Genomic DNA, 14,954 nt, shown 5'->3' with positions numbered 1-14,954 from the left:
CTACAGCGACAGCATCGCGGGCACCCAGGCGACGTAGCGGTCGAACGCCGCCATCGCGGCCGGGGCGGCGAGGACGCCGGTGGTCGCGGCCACGATCGCGGCGCGAACCGGCCATGACAGTGGCCGCGGCGGGGCGAGGAGTCGATGCAGCCGCTCGAGGCTGTCGCCACCCCCGGCGGCGAGCAGCCCGTCCGGCGTGCCGGAAGGGCTGGACGCCGGCTGGGCCATGCTGACCAGCGCCCGGGCCAGGTCGATGCGGGCGGCACCGCGGGCCGCGGCGTCGTCGGCGCACAGCTCAACCAGCCGCTCGACCTGCCGGCGGCCGAGCTCGAAGCCGCGGATCCGCGGGAAGGCTGCCGCGAGCAGCCGCATCCAATGGGTGATTTCGTAGTGGTGGCCGGCGTGGTGTGCGCGTTCATGGGCCAGTACGGCCGCCAGCTCGGGAGCCTGCAGGCGTTCGACGGCGGCCGAGGTGACCACGATCTCCGCCTCTCGCCCAGGCAGGCTGGGCCCCGGCAGCAGGTACGCCGCGGGCTCGCCGTGGCGCACGATGCTCGCCCCCGGCAGCGGCGACGGCACGCCGCCGATCCGCACCGCGAGCCGCAGCTCGGCGCGGCGCGCCCGGGCGGCGATCACCATCCGCCGGCCGTTGACGAGCAACCGGTCGCCGAGGACGAGCAGTCCGGTCAGGCCGACCACGGCGGCCACCTGCGCCGGACGGTCGTGCCGGCCCAGGAGCGCGTCGAGGCAGATGTGCCAGGCCCCCTTGACCAGGTCGTGCGTCCGGTCCCAGTGCAACAGCAGGGTCAAACCGGTCAGCACCGCCGAAAGGAGCGCCGCGCCGGACAATCCCAGCCAGGCCCCGATGGCGAGCCGGGGTGCGCGTGCGACCCAGCTCGCTGAGGCCAGCCGGGGTGCGGCCACCAGGGCCAGCACCACGGTGAAACCGGCCAGCAGGAGCGGGCTCACCGGCCCGAGATCCTGCGCTCGTAGGTGCGCAGCGCGGCCCGCAGTGCCACGGCCTCGTCCAGGCTCATCCGCCCGACGAAGTGGGTCAGCGCCTCGATCCGGTCACCGCTGTCGACCAGGGCGTTGTGCATCGCCTGGGCCACGCACTGGTCGCGGGTCAGCGCCGGCGTGTACCGATACGCCCGGCCATCGGGTTCGCGGGTCAGCCAGCCCTTGCGGTAGAGATTGTCGATCACGGTCAGCACGGTGGTGTAGGCGAGCTCGCGATGCCATTCCAACTCGGTCAGCGCCTCGCGGACCGTGGTCGGTTCGTCGCGCTCCCACAGCAGTTCCATGAGCGCTGCTTCCAGATCGCCGAACCCCTGCACCTCGCGCCCCCCAGCCGACTGGGCGCCATCGTAACGCGAGACCGCCCGGACAGGTGTCGCCCGGACAGCCACCCGACATCCGGCTCGACATCATCTACGAAGGCACTCAGTAGTCGTGCGGCCGGTGGCGCCCCATGTTCGCCACATATTCAGTCGGTACTCCGAGACTCCTTAGTAATAGATTCGCATCACCGACGGCTTTCCGGGGGACTCAGCCGCGGCGCATCAGGCGTCCGACGGCGGCCATCATCTCGGTAGCCATCTCCTCGCCCTTGCCCTCCTCGGCGCCGTGGCGCAGGCAGTGCCGGGCGTGGTCGTCGAGCAGCCCCAGCGCCACCTTGTCCAGGGCCGCCTGGATCGCGCTGATCTGCGTGAGCACGTCGATGCAGTACCGGTCCTCGTCGACCATCTTCTCCACGCCGCGGACCTGACCCTCGATGCGGCGCAGGCGGCTCTGCAACTGGTCCTTGGTCGCGGTGTAGCCGCGGGTGGGCGTGGTCGTCATGCTCCCACTGTAGCAAACCCCCATGGGGTATACCCTGGTTGCCGGTAGTTGACACGGGTACCCGCCGGGGGTAATGCTTGGGTACCCCTCAGGGGTATGGGTATGTTGGGGGCGTGGCGCCGAACGACCCGAGACCGCAGGCTCCGACGACGCGGGCCGACAGCAGAAGGAGACCGTCATGACGACGCAGACCTACATCGTGACCGGCATGACCTGCAGCCACTGCGTGCAGTCCGTCAGCAGCGAGCTCGGCAAGCTTGACGGCGTCCAGAACGTCCAGGTCGACCTGGGCACCGGCGCCGTCGCCGTCACCAGTGAGCAGCCCCTCGACGACGCGGCGGTTCGGGCCGCGGTCGACGAGGCCGGATACCAGGTGGCGAGCTAGCCGTGCGCACCCCGCTCAAGCTCGGTGTCTACGCGTTGGGGCTGGCGGCCGTGTTCGGCGCCGCGGCCGGGGTCGGCAACATCGCCGGCCCGGCCCCCGCCCCGGCGGCCCACACCGACACCCATCACACCGCCACCACGCCCACCGGCGCGGGACACGACGACCACCAGGACGCGACCCCCGGTGGGCTGCAGGTCACCGAGAACGGCTACCGCCTCCAGCCGCTCACCACCACGCTGAGCACGACCAGCACTGCGCCGTTCCGCTTCCGGGTCCTCGGGCCCGACGCCCAGCCGGTCACCGGCTACACGGTCAGCCACGACAAGGAACTGCACCTCATCGTGGTTCGCCGGGACCTTTCCGGGTTCCAGCACCTGCACCCGCAACGCGACCCGGACGGCACCTGGAGCCTGCCGCTGGCCGTGGCCACGCCCGGGCAGTACCGGGTTTTCGCCGACTTCCAACCGGCCGGACACGGCCGCGGGCTGACCCTCGGCGTCGACGTGCCCGCCCCCGGCGACTACCAGCCGGTGGCCCTGCCCGCACCGCAGCGGACCGCGACCGTGGACGGCTACACGGTCGTCCTCGACGGCACGCTCACTCCCGGTACCGCGTCGAAGCTGACCCTGACCGTGACCCGCAACGGAGCCCCGGTCACCGACCTGCAGCCGTACCTCGGCGCCTACGGCCACCTCGTCGCGCTGCGCGACGGCGACCTCGCCTACCTGCACGTCCACCCCGACGGCACCCCTGGCGACGGCCACACCGCGGCCGGTCCGCAGATCACGTTCTTCGCCGAGGTGCCCAGCGCCGGCACCTACCGGCTGTTCCTGGACTTCCAGCACGCCGGCGTCGTGCGCACCGCGGAGTTCACCGCCGTCGCCGGCACCGCCCCGGCGCCGTCGGCGGCCGGGCACGGCGAGCCCGGCCACACGCACGGCTGAAGGAGGCACCGATGGCATCCCCGACCAAGCCGCTGATCGCGGTACCGAACCACATCGAACTGGCAATCGGTGGCATGACCTGCGCCTCCTGCGCCGCGCGGATCGAGAAGAAGCTCAACCGCCTCGACGGAGTGATCGCGAGCGTCAACTACGCCACCGAGAAGGCGACGGTCAGCTACACCGGTGACGTGACCCCGCAGGACCTCATCGCGACCGTCGAACAGACGGGCTACACGGCGGCTCTGCCTGCCCCGGAGGTACCGGTGCCCCGGGAAGGGGAGCGCGACGAGCTGCGCACCCGCCTGCTCGCCAGCCTCGTGCTCACCGTCCCGGTGATCGTCCTGGCGATGGTCCCGGCGTGGCAGTTCACCTTCTGGCAGTGGGCCTCATTGACCCTCGCCGCGCCGGTCGTCGTCTACGGCGGGTGGCCGTTTCACCGGGCCGCGTGGACGAACCTGCGCCACGGCGCGGCCACCATGGACACGCTCGTCTCGCTGGGCACGATCGCCGCGTTCGGCTGGTCGCTGTGGGCGCTGTTCCTCGGTACCGCTGGGGCGCCCGGCATGACGCACCCGTTCGAGCTGTCGATCGAGCGCAGCGACGGCGCCGGGAACATCTACCTCGAGGCCGCTGCCGGCGTGACCCTGTTCATTCTTGCCGGCCGCTACTTCGAGGCCCGCGCCAAGCGGCGCGCGGGTGCGGCCCTGCGCGCTCTGCTGGAGCTCGGCGCCAAGGACGTCGCCGTCCTGCGCGGCGGCACGGAGATCCGCATCCCGGTCGAACAGTTGACGGTCGGGGACCGGTTCGTCGTGCGGCCGGGCGAGAAGATCGCCACCGACGGGATCGTCGAGGACGGCACCTCCGCCGTCGACGCCAGCATGCTGACCGGCGAGTCCGTCCCGGTCGAGGTCGGTCCCGGCACGGCGGTGGCCGGCGCGACCGTCAACGCCGGCGGGCGGCTCGTCGTGCGCGCGACTCGGGTCGGCGCGGACACCCAGCTGGCCCAGATGGCCCGGCTGGTCGAGGAGGCGCAGGCCGGCAAGGCCGCCGTGCAGCGCCTGGCCGACCGCATCTCCGGCGTGTTCGTCCCGATCGTCATCGCCCTCGCCGTCGCCACGCTCGGCTACTGGATCGGCACCGGCACCGGGCTGACCGCCGCGTTCACCGCCGCCGTCGCGGTGCTCATCATCGCCTGCCCCTGCGCACTGGGCCTGGCCACCCCGACCGCGCTGCTGGTCGGCACCGGCCGCGGCGCCCAGCTCGGCATCCTCATCAAGGGGCCCGAGGCCCTGGAGTCCACCCAGCGGGTCGACACCGTCGTGCTCGACAAGACCGGCACGGTGACGAGCGGCCGGATGACCCTCCACGACGTCGTCACCGCCGACGGCACCGACCCGGTCGAGCTGCTGCGTGTCGCCGGTGCGCTGGAGGCCGCCTCCGAGCACCCCATCGCGCGGGCGATCACCACCGCCGCGGCCGAGCGGCACGGACCGCTGCCGGCGGTGACCGGATTCGGCAACGCCGAAGGGCTCGGTGTCCGGGGTACCGTCGAGGGCCGCACGGTCACCGCCGGCCGGGCCAAGCTCCTGCTCGACGACGGCCTGACCATCCCGGACGAGCTGCGCGCGGCCCAGAGCGCCGCCGAGGCCGCCGGGCGCACCGCGATCCTCGCCGGCTGGGACGGCCAGGCCCGCGGGCTGCTCACCGTCGCCGACGCGGTCAAGCCGACCAGCCGTCAGGCGGTCGCCGCCCTGCGCGCGCTCGGCCTCACCCCGATCCTGCTCACCGGCGACAACGGAACCGTCGCTCGTGCCGTGGCCGACCAGGTCGGTATCGCCGAGGTCGTCGCCGACGTCCTGCCGGCGGACAAGGTCGACGTCGTCAAGCGCCTTCAGGCCGACGGCAAGGTGGTCGCGATGGTCGGTGACGGCGTCAACGACGCCGCGGCGCTCGCCCAGGCCGACCTGGGCCTGGCCATGGGCACCGGCACCGACGTCGCCATCGAGGCGTCCGACCTGACCCTGGTCCGCGGTGACCTGCTGGCCGCCGTCGATGCGATCCGCCTGTCGCGGCGAACGCTGCGCACCATCAGAGGCAACCTGTTCTGGGCCTTCGCCTACAACGTCGCCGCCCTGCCGCTCGCGGCCGCCGGGCTGCTCAACCCGATGCTCGCCGGCGCCGCGATGGCGCTGTCCTCCGTATTCGTCGTCACCAACAGCCTGCGCCTGCGCCGGTTCAAGACGGCGCACCCGAGCAGCGCCGCCGCGGCGCTGCCGGGAAGGGCCGGCGGTGAATTGCGAACAGCAGGCCGCTAACCGGCCGGGTGCGTGGGCACACGTGCGTCGGACGGGGGCACGTGCGTGTGGGGCCGGCCGTCGCCGGCGGCGTGATCGGGCAGGTCACGGTCGGCGTGATCGGCGTGGAACAGCGCTTCGGCCAGCAGTGCCCGGACGTGGGGGTCGGCGGCGGAGTAGTGCACGAAGGTGCCTTCCCGGCGGCCCCGCACGAGGCCGGCCAGGCGCAGTTTGGCCAGGTGCTGGCTGACGGCGGTCGGGGCGGCGCCGACGAGTTCGGCCAGGCAGGCGACTGAGGACTCGCCCTGCAGCAGTGCCCACAGGATCTTGATGCGGGTCGGGTCGGCCAGCATCCGGAAGCCCTCGGCGGCCAAGTGGACCTGCTCGTCGTTGGGCATCTGAAAGCCCGGCAGCGAGGTATGCACGTTCCCAGGATATCGGAACCGGCGTACTCATCTGCCTACCTTCTTGGCTATCTGCGTGACTGCGCAGGTATTGTTGCTCGGCGTGACCCTGACGATGAGCCCGACCACCGCCGCGGCCGTGGCACCCGTGTCCCCGCCGCGGCATCTGGCCGCCCGGCTATGGACGTTGCCGGAGGTGCGCTGGGCGGGCCTGGCGCTGGCGCTGTTCGCAGCCGGTGGGCTGACGCAGCTGGCCGGCGCCCCGAGTCCCGTGTGGTGGGCGGCGTATCTAGCCTGTTACGCGGCCGGCGGGTGGGAGCCGGGACTGGCCGGGCTGCGGGCCCTGCGCGCCAAGACGCTCGACGTCGATCTGCTGATGATCGTCGCGGCGATCGGCGCGGCCGCGATCGGGCAGGTCTTCGACGGAGCGCTGCTGATCGTCATCTTCGCCACCTCCGGTGCCCTGGAGGCGTTCGCCACGGCTCGGACGGCGGACTCGGTGCGGGCGCTGCTGGACCTGGCCCCGCAGCGGGCGACCCGCGTGGACGCCGACGGGGTGGAGGTGGTCGTGGACGCCGGCGATCTGCACGTCGGCGATCTGGTGCGGATCCGGCCGGGCGAGCGGATCGGCGCCGACGGGGTGGTCGTCGCCGGGGCCGGCGAGGTCGACCAGGCCACCATCACGGGCGAGCCCCTGCCGGTGGCGAAGATGGTCGGCGACGAGGTGTTCGCCGGCACCCTCAATGGCACCGGCACCCTGCTCGCGCGGGTGCACCGCGAAGCCGGCGAATCGGTGATCGCTCGCATCGTGGCCCTGGTCGCGGAGGCCTCGGCGACCAAGGCCCGGACTCAGCTGTTCATCGAGAAGGTCGAGCAGCGCTACTCGATCGTCGTTGTCGCTGCCACCCTTGCCCTGTTCGCGATCCCGTTGTTGCTCGGCGCGGACCTGCGCACCAGCCTGCTGCGGGCGATGACGTTCATGATCGTGGCGTCGCCGTGCGCGGTGGTGCTGGCCACGATGCCGCCGCTGCTGTCCGCGATCGCCAACGCGGGCCGCCACGGCGTGCTGGTCAAGTCTGCCGTCGTCATGGAGCAGCTCGCCGACACCACGCTGGTGGCCTTCGACAAGACCGGCACCCTGACCGAGGGCACGCCGCGGGTCGCCGGGATCCACCCCACCGGACCGATGAGCGGCGAGGAGGTGCTGCGGCTGGCCGCCGGCGCCGAGCACCCGAGCGAACACCCGGTCGCCGCCGCGATCCTCGCCGCCGCCCGCGAACATGGCCTGGCCGTGCCGGCCGCCCACGAATTCGTCTCCACACCGGGCCGCGGCGTGCGGGCGATCGTCGACGGCCAAACCGTGGCGGTGGGCAGTCCCGCCCTGCTCAGCGAACTGTCGCCGGCCCTGGCCGGCACGGGGGCCGTGGCGCGCCTCGCCGCCGCGGTCGACGCCGTCGAAGGCGCGGGCCGCACGGCGGTGGTGGTGCTTGCCGACGGCACCCCGGCCGGGGTCCTGGCCCTGACTGACCGGATCCGCCCGGGCGCTGCCGGCACAGTGACCGCCCTTACGCACCTGACAGGTACGGTGCCAATGCTGCTCACCGGCGACAACCCCGGCGCCGCCGGGCGGCTGGCCGCCGAGGCCGGCATCACCGACGTACACGCCGGGCTGTTGCCGGCTGACAAGGTCAAGCGCGTCCACGCCCTGCAGGACGACGGCCGGCGAGTGCTGCTCGTCGGCGACGGCGTCAACGACGCCCCCGCGCTCGCCGCCGCCCACCTCGGCGTGGCGATGGGCCGGCACGGCTCCGACCTCGCCCTGCACAGCGCCGACGCGGTCCTGGTCCGCGACGACCTGACCGCCCTGCCCGCGGTGATCGCCCTGTCCCGGCGCGCCCGCCGCCTGGTCGTCGCGAACCTCGCCATCGCCGCCACGTTCATCGCCGTACTCGTGCTGTGGGACGTGATCGGGCACCTGCCGCTGCCGCTGGGCGTCGCCGGCCATGAGGGCTCGACCGTCATCGTCGGCCTCAACGGGCTGCGCCTGCTGGCCGCCCGGGCGTGGCGGCGGGCGGCCGGCGAGGCATCGGTGCCGCGATGAGCATCGGCTGGAGAAGTCGCAGGTGAGAACGGCGGTTTTGACGTCCGCGGTCATGCGGTGCGGCGATTGGCGGTGGCGGCGCTCAGCAGCCCGGCGGCGAGAACCGCGGCGGTCAGGCCGGACACCAGCAGCGGCAACCGACCGTCGGCGCCCCATGCCAGTCCCGCCCACACCCCGGCGGCGAGCACGCCCAGGCCGGACAGGCCCTGGAACACGCCCTGCCCGCTGCCCTGCGCCGTGGCCGGCAACAGTCCCGAGATCCATGCCTTGCCGACACCGTCCGTGAGGGCGGTGAACCCGCCGTACCCGGCGATGAGCAGCCACGCCGCGGTATGGCTACGGGTCAGGCCCAGGCCGGTGTAGGCGACGGCGAACACCGTCAGCCCGACGGCGAACACCAGCGCCGGCGTCATCCGGTCGGCCAGCGCCCCGGCCGGGTAGCTCAGCAGCGTGTACACCACGTTGTAGGTGACGTACGCGCCGATCACCGCGGGCACCGTGAACCCGATGTCGTGCAGGCGTAGCAGCAGCAACGCGTCCGGGAAGTTGACCAGGCTGAACAGCACGAGCACCGCGACCGTCCGCCAGAACCGGCCGGGCAGTCTGCGTGGGTTCCAGCCCAGCCGTTCGCCGACTGGGGTGGCGCGGGCGGGGTCGCGCAGCGCGGCGACCAGCGCCACGCTGGCCACCGCCGGCACCACCGCGATCCACAGCAGCGGCCGGATGCGCTGGTGCAGCAGTTCGAAGGCGGCCAGCCCGATCAGTGGGCCGACCACGGCGCCCGCGGTGTCCATGCTCCGGTGGAACCCGAAGGCCCGCCCCCGCGCCGCGGCCGGCACGTCGGCGGCGATCAACGCGTCGCGGGGTGCGCCGCGAACCCCCTTGCCCAGCCGGTCCACGCACCGCCCGGCGAGGACCATCGGCCAGGCGCCGGCCACCGCAACGAGTACCTTGCCCACCGCGGCCAGCCCGTAGCCCAACCCGATCAACGGCCGGCGGCGGTAGCGGTCCGACAGCCACCCGGCGGCCACCTTCGTGACCGACGCCGCACCCTCGGCCAACCCCTCCACCACACCCACCACGGCGGCCGGGGCACCCAGCGTCACGGTCAGGAAGATCGGCAGGATCGGGTACAGCAGCTCTGAGGCGGCGTCCTGCAGGAACGACACCCCGGAGACGACCTTCAGGTTGCGGGTCAGCCAGCCACCTGACCCGGTCGCCGCCGGCACGATCCGCCCCGCATCTTCGGTCACACAACCTCCCACCATCGTGGCCGCGTGCACCCTCACCACGACGGTGGCACGATCGCGCCGTTCTGTCTGCTCGGGGCGTGCTGTCAGCGGCGTGGCACGTACATGATGACCGCTACGCCGAGGAGGCAGACGAGCGCGCCGGCGATGTCGTACCGGTCGGGCCGGAACTTGTCGACGGCCATCGCCCAGCCGAGGGAGCCGGCGACGAAGATGCCGCCGTAGGCGGCGAGGATGCGGCCGAAGTTGGCGTCGGGCTGGAGGGTGGCGACGAAGCCGTAGGCGCCGAGCGCGGCGATGCCGGCGCCGATCCACGGCAGGCCCTTGTGTTCGCGGACGCCCTGCCAGATGAGCCAGGCGCCGCCGATCTCGGCGAGGGCGGCCAGGATGAACAGGGCGATGGATCGGATGATCGTCATGGTCGTATGGCAGCACACCGCGGCGGCGCGGCCGTCATGCGGGCCGCGCCGCCGGCGTCGTTCAGCAGCCGCATCCTCCGCCGCCGCAGCCGCAGCCGGCCCCGGCTGCGGCGGCCCGCTGGGTGCTGCGGCGGCGGTGCAGCCACCACATGCCCAGCGCGGCCACGGCCAGACCGGCCGCGACGGCGAGGAGGGTCTTCTCGAGGATGGCGGCGCCGGCGGTGGTGAGCACGCCGGCGGCGATGAGCAGCGGCAGGGCGCAGCAGGCGGCGCAGGCGAGGGCGGCGAGGGCGCCGCTGACCTTGGAGCGCATCGGCGGGTTGTTGTCCGCCGCTGGTGTCGCGTCGTGGCGGCGGGTGGGTGGCGGCTGCAGGGGCAGGCTCATCTGCGCTCTCCGTCGGGGTCGTCGGCGGTACCGATGGTCAGGAAGGGGATCGGGCAGTCATCGCAGGTGCAGTTGGTGAGGCTGTCGCAGCGGGCATCGACGACCTCGGTCAGGGCCGTGCGGATCGCGGTGAGGTCGGCGAGCTTCGCGTCGATCTCGGCGATCTTGTCGATGGCTCGTTGGCGCAGGTCCGGGGTCGGGTGCCGGCGGCTGCCGGTGTCGAGCAGTTCGGCGACCTCGTCGAGGGTGAAGCCGAGCCGCTGCGCTGCCTTGATGACCTGCAGCAGGGCGACGGTGCCGGCCGGGTAGAGCCGGTGCCCGCCCAGCGAGCGGTCCGGCGAGGCGAGCAGCCCGCGACGCTCGTAGTACCGCAGCGTCTGAATGTTCACGCCCGCCCGCTCGGCGACCTCGCCGGTGCGCAGCCCGCCGCGTTCGCGGGAGGTCACGGCGTCGCCCCGGCCGCGGCCGCACTCGCCCGCCCGGCGAGGGAGGCGAGCACGCCGGTGTGGGCGGCGGGGACCTGGACGTCCAGCACGAGTACCTCGCGGTCGGGGTCGCCCTCGGTCTGCGGCGTGGCGGTGAAGGTGAAGAACGAGCAGCACGCCGTCTCCCGAGCGGCCAGGTCACGCACCGTGGCTTCGAGCCCGGCCGGGCCGGTCAGCCGCATCCGGGCGTGGGTGGGGCTCACGGTCTCGACCTCGCGGACGGCGGTGGCGAACAGCGCGTCGAACTCGGCCAGCCGCAGCGGCTGCTCCGCGGTCGGCAGGGTGCACGAGTCAGGGACGACGAACGACATCACAGGCTCCTCGAGCTGGCAGATGGCCGGCGCCGGTCCGGCGCTGTCCCTCACGGTAAGCCTGTACCTGGGTACCGGATGCAACCTCGCATCGCCGGGACTGGCGGGATAGTTCAGCGTTTGCTGTACTGTCGAGGGGTGGAGACGCTGACCCACGGCCAGGTCCTGGCCCGCTTCGGCCATGCCTTGTCCGATCCCGTCCGCGCCCGGCTGCTGCTTGCCCTGCGCGAAGCGCCTGGGTACCCGGCCGAGCTCGCCGAAACCCTGGGCACCAGCCGGCAGAACCTGTCCAACCACCTGTCCTGCCTGCGTGGCTGCGGCCTTGTCGTCGCTGTCGCGGAAGGTCGCCGCCTGCGCTACGAGCTCGCCGATCCCCGCCTCGCGCATGCCCTGGGTGACCTGCTCGGCCTCGTCCTCGCCGTCGACCCCGCCGCGTGCGCGGACGCCGGGCGGGACGGCTGCTGCTGATGGGCACCCCGCTGCCCCTCGCCGCGTCACCGTCCGGCGGCCCCTCTGCGGCCCGGCGGGCGGTGCTTGCCCGCCGGATCCGGCTGTTCGTGGCCGCGACGATCACCTACAACGTCGTGGAGGCGCTCGTCGCGATCACCGCCGGCGCGCGAGCGTCGTCGACCGCGCTGATCGGGTTCGGCCTGGACTCCGTCATCGAGGTGTCCTCGGCCGCCGCGGTGGCCTGGCAGTTCTCCGGCCCTGACCACGAGCGCCGGGAACGCACCGCGCTGCGGATCATCGGCGTGTCGTTCTACGCCCTCGCCGCCTACGTCACCGTCGAGTCGGCCCGCGCGTTGCTGGGCGGCCACCACGCCGAACACTCCACGGCCGGGCTGGTCCTGGCCGCGGTGTCGCTGGCGGTGATGCCGCTGCTGTCCGCCGCGCAGCGCCGGGCCGGGCGCGAGCTCGGTTCGGCCTCGGCGATCGCCGACTCGAAACAGACCCTGCTCTGCACGTACCTGTCCGCGGTGCTGCTGGCCGGGCTCGCCGTCAACACGCTGTTCGGGTGGTGGTGGGCCGACCCGGCGGCCGCGCTGGTTCTCGCCGCCGTGGCGGTCAAGGAGGGCCGGGAAGCGTGGCGCGGCGACACCTGCTGCCCGCCGCCCGGCGCCCATCGGCCGGCACCCGCGACGGGCGCGGAGACCCGCCGGGCGTGGCCGACATCGTGAGGTCGAGCCGGCTACTCGCTGCGGGCCTGGAGTTCGACCAAGAGGCCGTCGCGGTCGGTGAGCAGCGAGCCGAGGATTCTGCGCCCCGCGGCGAGCAGCTCGGCTACGTGCGGCGTGCTCAGTGCGTACATCACCAGGGGGCCGTCGCGGTAGGACGCGACGATCCCGGTCCGGCGCAGCACGGCCAGCTGCTGCGAGAGGTTGGAGGCCTCGATCTCGATCTCCGCCAACAGGTCACGGACCGGCCGTGGCCCGTTCTGCAGCAGTTCGAGGACCCGGATGCGCACCGGGTGGCCCAGCGTGCGGAACATCTCCGCCTTCGCCTGATACAGCGGCACCGACATGCCTGTACTCATACTCACCTCCGCCCGAGCTCTGGCATCAAAGGCTAGCAGCATCCCGACACCGGCGGAGATGAGAGTATGAACAGTTTCTCACTTGCAAAGATTGGCAAGTCGTCGGATGTACGCCATAAAATGTGGCGCACCGTTGACCCGGCATGACGGACACGGTGTGCGATCACCTCCCGTGCGGATCGGTGACGCTTCGCAAACGCACGCCGCGCTCGCGTTGCCGGCGGGCGCCCGTACCGATTTGGGAGGACACCGCATATGCCGGACATGGACGTTGCCCTGAAGGACGCCATGCAGATCGAGGGCGCACTTGCCGCCGCCCTCGTCGACTACACCAGCGGCATGGCCCTGGGGATGGCCGGTGGCGGCAAGAATTTCGACCTGGTCGTCGCCGCCGCGGGCAACTCCGACGTCATCCGCGCCAAGCTGCGCACGATGGAGCTGCTCGGGCTCGATTCCGTCGTCGAGGACATCCTCGTGACGCTGACCGACCAGCACCACCTCATCAGGCCGCTGTCCGCACGCTCCAGCCGCGGGCTGTTCCTCTACCTGGTCCTGTCCAGGTCCAGGGCCAACCTTGCCCTCGCCCGACACCACCTGCGCCGCATCGAGGCGGCCATCGACATGTAGCCGACGACATCCGGCCCGTACTGCCGTCGGCGCGCGAGTTGAAGACTTTTGCAACTGATAAAGTCTGCGCATCGACCTCGCGACGCAACGGAAGGGATGGCGGCATGCCGATCCGCCCAGGGAGTGTCCGCAGCGCCGCCGCTCGCGTTACCGGCTTGCTGCCACGGCGTCGCGACTGGGCGGCCGCGCGCCGTGCGCCGCGCCGGGACCTCCTGGCCGGGCTGACCGTCGCCGTGGTGGCCCTGCCGCTGGCGCTGGCGTTCGGCGCCACGTCCGGACTCGGCGCCCAGGCCGGCCTGGTCACCGCCGTCGTCGCCGGGGCGCTCGCCGCGGTGCTGGGCGGATCGAACCTGCAGGTCTCCGGGCCGACCGGTGCGATGACCGTCGTGCTGGTGCCGGTCGTCGCCCAGTTCGGCCCGACGGGCGTACTCATGGTCGGGGCCATGGCCGGCGTCGTGCTTGTGCTCCTCGCAATCGCCCGCGTCGGGCGGTACGCGCGATATCTGCCGACGCCGGTGATCGAAGGGTTCACCGCGGGGATCGCCGTGGTGATCGCGCTGCAGCAGATCCCCGCCGCGGTCGGGGTCCTCGACGCGCACGGCAGCAAGGTCTGGGCGGTCGCGGCCGATGCCGTCGCCCGCTTCGCCGCCCACCCCGACCCGGGGCCGCCGGCGGTCGCGCTCGGCGTCGCGGCCGTGATGCTGCTCGGCGGGCGGTGGCGGCCCCGGCTGCCGTTCTCGCTCATCGCAGTGGCCGCGGCCACCCTCCTGACCGACTTCCTCGGCCTCGACCTGGCGCGGATCGGCCGCCTGCCCGCCGGGCTGCCCGCGCCGTCGCTGGAGTTCCTGCAGCCGGACGCGATCGGCCGGCTGCTGCCCTCCGCGCTCGCGGTGGCCGCGCTCGCGGCCCTGGAAAGCCTGTTGTGCGCCACCGTCGCGGACGCGATGAGCGTCGACGAGCATCATGACCCCGACCGGGAGCTGTTCGGCCAGGGGCTGGCCAACCTGGTCACCCCGGTGTTCGGTGGCATTCCCGCCACCGCGGCGATCGCCCGCACCGCCGTCAACGTCCGAGCCGGCGCCGGCTCGCGGCTCGCCGCGCTGACCCACGCCGTAGTGCTGGCCGTCATCGTGCTCGCCGCCGCGCCGCTCGTCGCCGGCATACCGCTGGCCGCGCTGGCCGGAGTGCTGCTGGCCACCGCCGTACGGATGGTCGAGGCGAGCTCGCTGCTCGCTCTGGCCCGCGCCACCCGCGGCGACGCCCTCGTGCTGGCGCTCACGTTCGTCGTCACCGTCGCCGTGGACCTGGTCGCCGCCATCGCCGTCGGGCTCGGCGTGGCCGTCGTCCTCGCGCTGCGCGCCGTGGCCCGCACCGCCCGACTCGAACAGGTGCCGCTCGATCCCGCCGACCACTCCGCCGAAGAGCACCAGCTGCTGGCCGAGCACATCGTGGCCTACCGGCTCGACGGACCGCTGTTCTTCGCCGCCGCGCACCAGTTCCTCATCGAGCTGTCCGAGGTCGACGACGTCCGGGTCGTCATCCTGCGGATGTCCCGCGTCACGACCATCGACGCCACCGGCGCCCAGGTGCTCGGCGACGCCGTCACCCGGCTGCGCCGGCGGGGCATCACCGTGCTGATGTCCGGCATCGACGTACGCCACGACCAGGTCCTCACCGCGCTCGGCGTCGCGGGTCAGCTGCGCCGCGACGGTCACCTCTTCCCCGACACGCCGGCCGCCATCGCCTACGCCCGCGCCCACATCCAGCACCGGACACCGCACCGGCACCAACCGTCAGGTGCCGACCCGGACGAGCCCGGCCCAGCAAGCGGTCCGCCGCACACCGGACCGGATTCGACCGCCATGCCGGCAGTGGAGCACTGACCCACCCGAGGCAGGATGCGTGGGGAGGTGGAGGTTGGCCGGCAAGATCAAGGACGGGCAACGACCTCGTTGAAACCGTCGGTGGCGGCT

General features: G+C 72.9%; 18 protein-coding genes. 8 read left to right on the top strand and 10 right to left on the bottom strand.

The features are described from left to right. The 3 genes from ACQPY0_RS33615 to ACQPY0_RS33605 form a co-directional block, all read right to left on the bottom strand. Complete coding sequence (locus tag ACQPY0_RS33615; protein WP_432969627.1) at nucleotides 1-969, bottom strand: M56 family metallopeptidase; 969 nt, start codon at nucleotides 967-969, stop codon at nucleotides 1-3. Beyond that, a complete protein-coding gene (locus ACQPY0_RS33610) occupies nucleotides 966-1,304 on the bottom strand; it encodes a BlaI/MecI/CopY family transcriptional regulator (RefSeq protein WP_432969624.1) in 339 nt (112 codons plus the stop codon). Before ACQPY0_RS33610 ends, ACQPY0_RS33615 begins: the two co-directional genes overlap by 4 nt. Nucleotides 1,305-1,548: 244 nt before the next feature. Continuing rightward, nucleotides 1,549-1,842: a metal-sensitive transcriptional regulator gene (locus ACQPY0_RS33605; protein ID WP_432969621.1), complete on the bottom strand. Its 294-nt coding sequence runs from the start codon at nucleotides 1,840-1,842 to the stop codon at nucleotides 1,549-1,551. Nucleotides 1,843-2,020: 178 nt separating this feature from the next. On the opposite strand from ACQPY0_RS33605, the gene ACQPY0_RS33600 reads away from it, so the two are divergent. From ACQPY0_RS33600 to ACQPY0_RS33590, 3 genes are read left to right on the top strand one after another with little or no spacing between them, the layout of a single operon-like run. Further along, a complete protein-coding gene (locus ACQPY0_RS33600; RefSeq protein WP_432969618.1) occupies nucleotides 2,021-2,227 on the top strand; it encodes a heavy-metal-associated domain-containing protein in 207 nt (68 codons plus the stop codon). A gap of 2 nt (nucleotides 2,228-2,229) precedes the next feature. Continuing rightward, nucleotides 2,230-3,171: a hypothetical protein gene (locus tag ACQPY0_RS33595; RefSeq protein ID WP_432969615.1), complete on the top strand. Its 942-nt coding sequence runs from the start codon at nucleotides 2,230-2,232 to the stop codon at nucleotides 3,169-3,171. An 11-nt stretch (nucleotides 3,172-3,182) separates the two neighbouring features. Beyond that, nucleotides 3,183-5,486, top strand: a complete 2,304-nt coding sequence (locus tag ACQPY0_RS33590) for a heavy metal translocating P-type ATPase (protein WP_432969612.1) — start codon at nucleotides 3,183-3,185, stop codon at nucleotides 5,484-5,486. Here the strand turns inward: ACQPY0_RS33590 and ACQPY0_RS33585 are convergent. Continuing rightward, nucleotides 5,483-5,890: an ArsR/SmtB family transcription factor gene (locus ACQPY0_RS33585; RefSeq protein WP_432969609.1), complete on the bottom strand. Its 408-nt coding sequence runs from the start codon at nucleotides 5,888-5,890 to the stop codon at nucleotides 5,483-5,485. The two genes, ACQPY0_RS33590 and ACQPY0_RS33585, sit on opposite strands and share 4 nt — an antisense overlap. A gap of 94 nt (nucleotides 5,891-5,984) precedes the next feature. On the opposite strand from ACQPY0_RS33585, the gene ACQPY0_RS33580 reads away from it, so the two are divergent. Next, nucleotides 5,985-7,970 (top strand): heavy metal translocating P-type ATPase, encoded by a 1,986-nt coding sequence (locus ACQPY0_RS33580; RefSeq protein ID WP_432995486.1) that lies wholly within the window; start codon nucleotides 5,985-5,987, stop codon nucleotides 7,968-7,970. 50 nt (nucleotides 7,971-8,020) lie between these two features. Here the strand turns inward: ACQPY0_RS33580 and ACQPY0_RS33575 are convergent, their stop codons facing one another. The 5 genes from ACQPY0_RS33575 to ACQPY0_RS33555 form a co-directional block, all read right to left on the bottom strand. Next, entirely contained in the window at nucleotides 8,021-9,223 is a 1,203-nt protein-coding gene (locus ACQPY0_RS33575) for an MFS transporter (protein WP_432969606.1), read from the bottom strand. A gap of 83 nt (nucleotides 9,224-9,306) precedes the next feature. Beyond that, complete coding sequence (locus ACQPY0_RS33570; RefSeq protein WP_432969603.1) at nucleotides 9,307-9,639, bottom strand: YnfA family protein; 333 nt, start codon at nucleotides 9,637-9,639, stop codon at nucleotides 9,307-9,309. Between the two features lie 61 nt (nucleotides 9,640-9,700). Then, complete coding sequence (locus tag ACQPY0_RS33565; RefSeq protein ID WP_432969600.1) at nucleotides 9,701-10,024, bottom strand: hypothetical protein; 324 nt, start codon at nucleotides 10,022-10,024, stop codon at nucleotides 9,701-9,703. Next, nucleotides 10,021-10,470: a MerR family transcriptional regulator gene (locus ACQPY0_RS33560; protein WP_432969597.1), complete on the bottom strand. Its 450-nt coding sequence runs from the start codon at nucleotides 10,468-10,470 to the stop codon at nucleotides 10,021-10,023. The genes ACQPY0_RS33565 and ACQPY0_RS33560 overlap by 4 nt, the downstream gene beginning before the upstream one ends. Beyond that, nucleotides 10,467-10,820, bottom strand: coding sequence for a hypothetical protein (locus ACQPY0_RS33555; RefSeq protein WP_432969594.1), 354 nt, complete (start codon nucleotides 10,818-10,820; stop codon nucleotides 10,467-10,469). The genes ACQPY0_RS33560 and ACQPY0_RS33555 overlap by 4 nt, the downstream gene beginning before the upstream one ends. Before the next feature lie 78 nt (nucleotides 10,821-10,898). Here ACQPY0_RS33555 and ACQPY0_RS33550 point away from each other — a divergent pair, with 78 nt between their 5' ends. Both ACQPY0_RS33550 and ACQPY0_RS33545 read left to right on the top strand, forming a co-directional pair. Beyond that, on the top strand, nucleotides 10,899-11,288 hold the full coding sequence (locus tag ACQPY0_RS33550; protein ID WP_432969591.1) for an ArsR/SmtB family transcription factor: 390 nt from the start codon (nucleotides 10,899-10,901) through the stop codon (nucleotides 11,286-11,288). Continuing rightward, nucleotides 11,288-11,998 carry a cation transporter gene (locus ACQPY0_RS33545; RefSeq protein WP_432995484.1) on the top strand — a complete coding sequence of 237 codons (711 nt, stop codon included), beginning with the start codon at nucleotides 11,288-11,290 and terminating at the stop codon, nucleotides 11,996-11,998. Before ACQPY0_RS33550 ends, ACQPY0_RS33545 begins: the two co-directional genes overlap by 1 nt. 11 nt (nucleotides 11,999-12,009) lie before the next feature. Here ACQPY0_RS33545 and ACQPY0_RS33540 read toward each other — a convergent pair whose 3' ends face one another. Then, nucleotides 12,010-12,342 (bottom strand): ArsR/SmtB family transcription factor, encoded by a 333-nt coding sequence (locus ACQPY0_RS33540; RefSeq protein WP_432995482.1) that lies wholly within the window; start codon nucleotides 12,340-12,342, stop codon nucleotides 12,010-12,012. 267 nt (nucleotides 12,343-12,609) lie between these two features. Here ACQPY0_RS33540 and ACQPY0_RS33535 point away from each other — a divergent pair, with 267 nt between their 5' ends. Next, the gene (locus ACQPY0_RS33535) at nucleotides 12,610-12,981 is read left to right on the top strand and encodes a hypothetical protein (RefSeq protein WP_432969588.1); all 372 of its coding nucleotides are present in this window, start codon (nucleotides 12,610-12,612) and stop codon (nucleotides 12,979-12,981) included. A gap of 104 nt (nucleotides 12,982-13,085) precedes the next feature. Beyond that, nucleotides 13,086-14,864, top strand: a complete 1,779-nt coding sequence (locus tag ACQPY0_RS33530; protein WP_432969585.1) for a SulP family inorganic anion transporter — start codon at nucleotides 13,086-13,088, stop codon at nucleotides 14,862-14,864. Nucleotides 14,865-14,954: the final 90 nt, after the last annotated feature.

It is taken from the genome of Dactylosporangium sp. CA-233914, assembly GCF_050942935.1.
Lineage (GTDB): Bacteria > Actinomycetota > Actinomycetes > Mycobacteriales > Micromonosporaceae > Dactylosporangium.
This window is presented reverse-complemented; position numbering and strand designations above follow the sequence as displayed.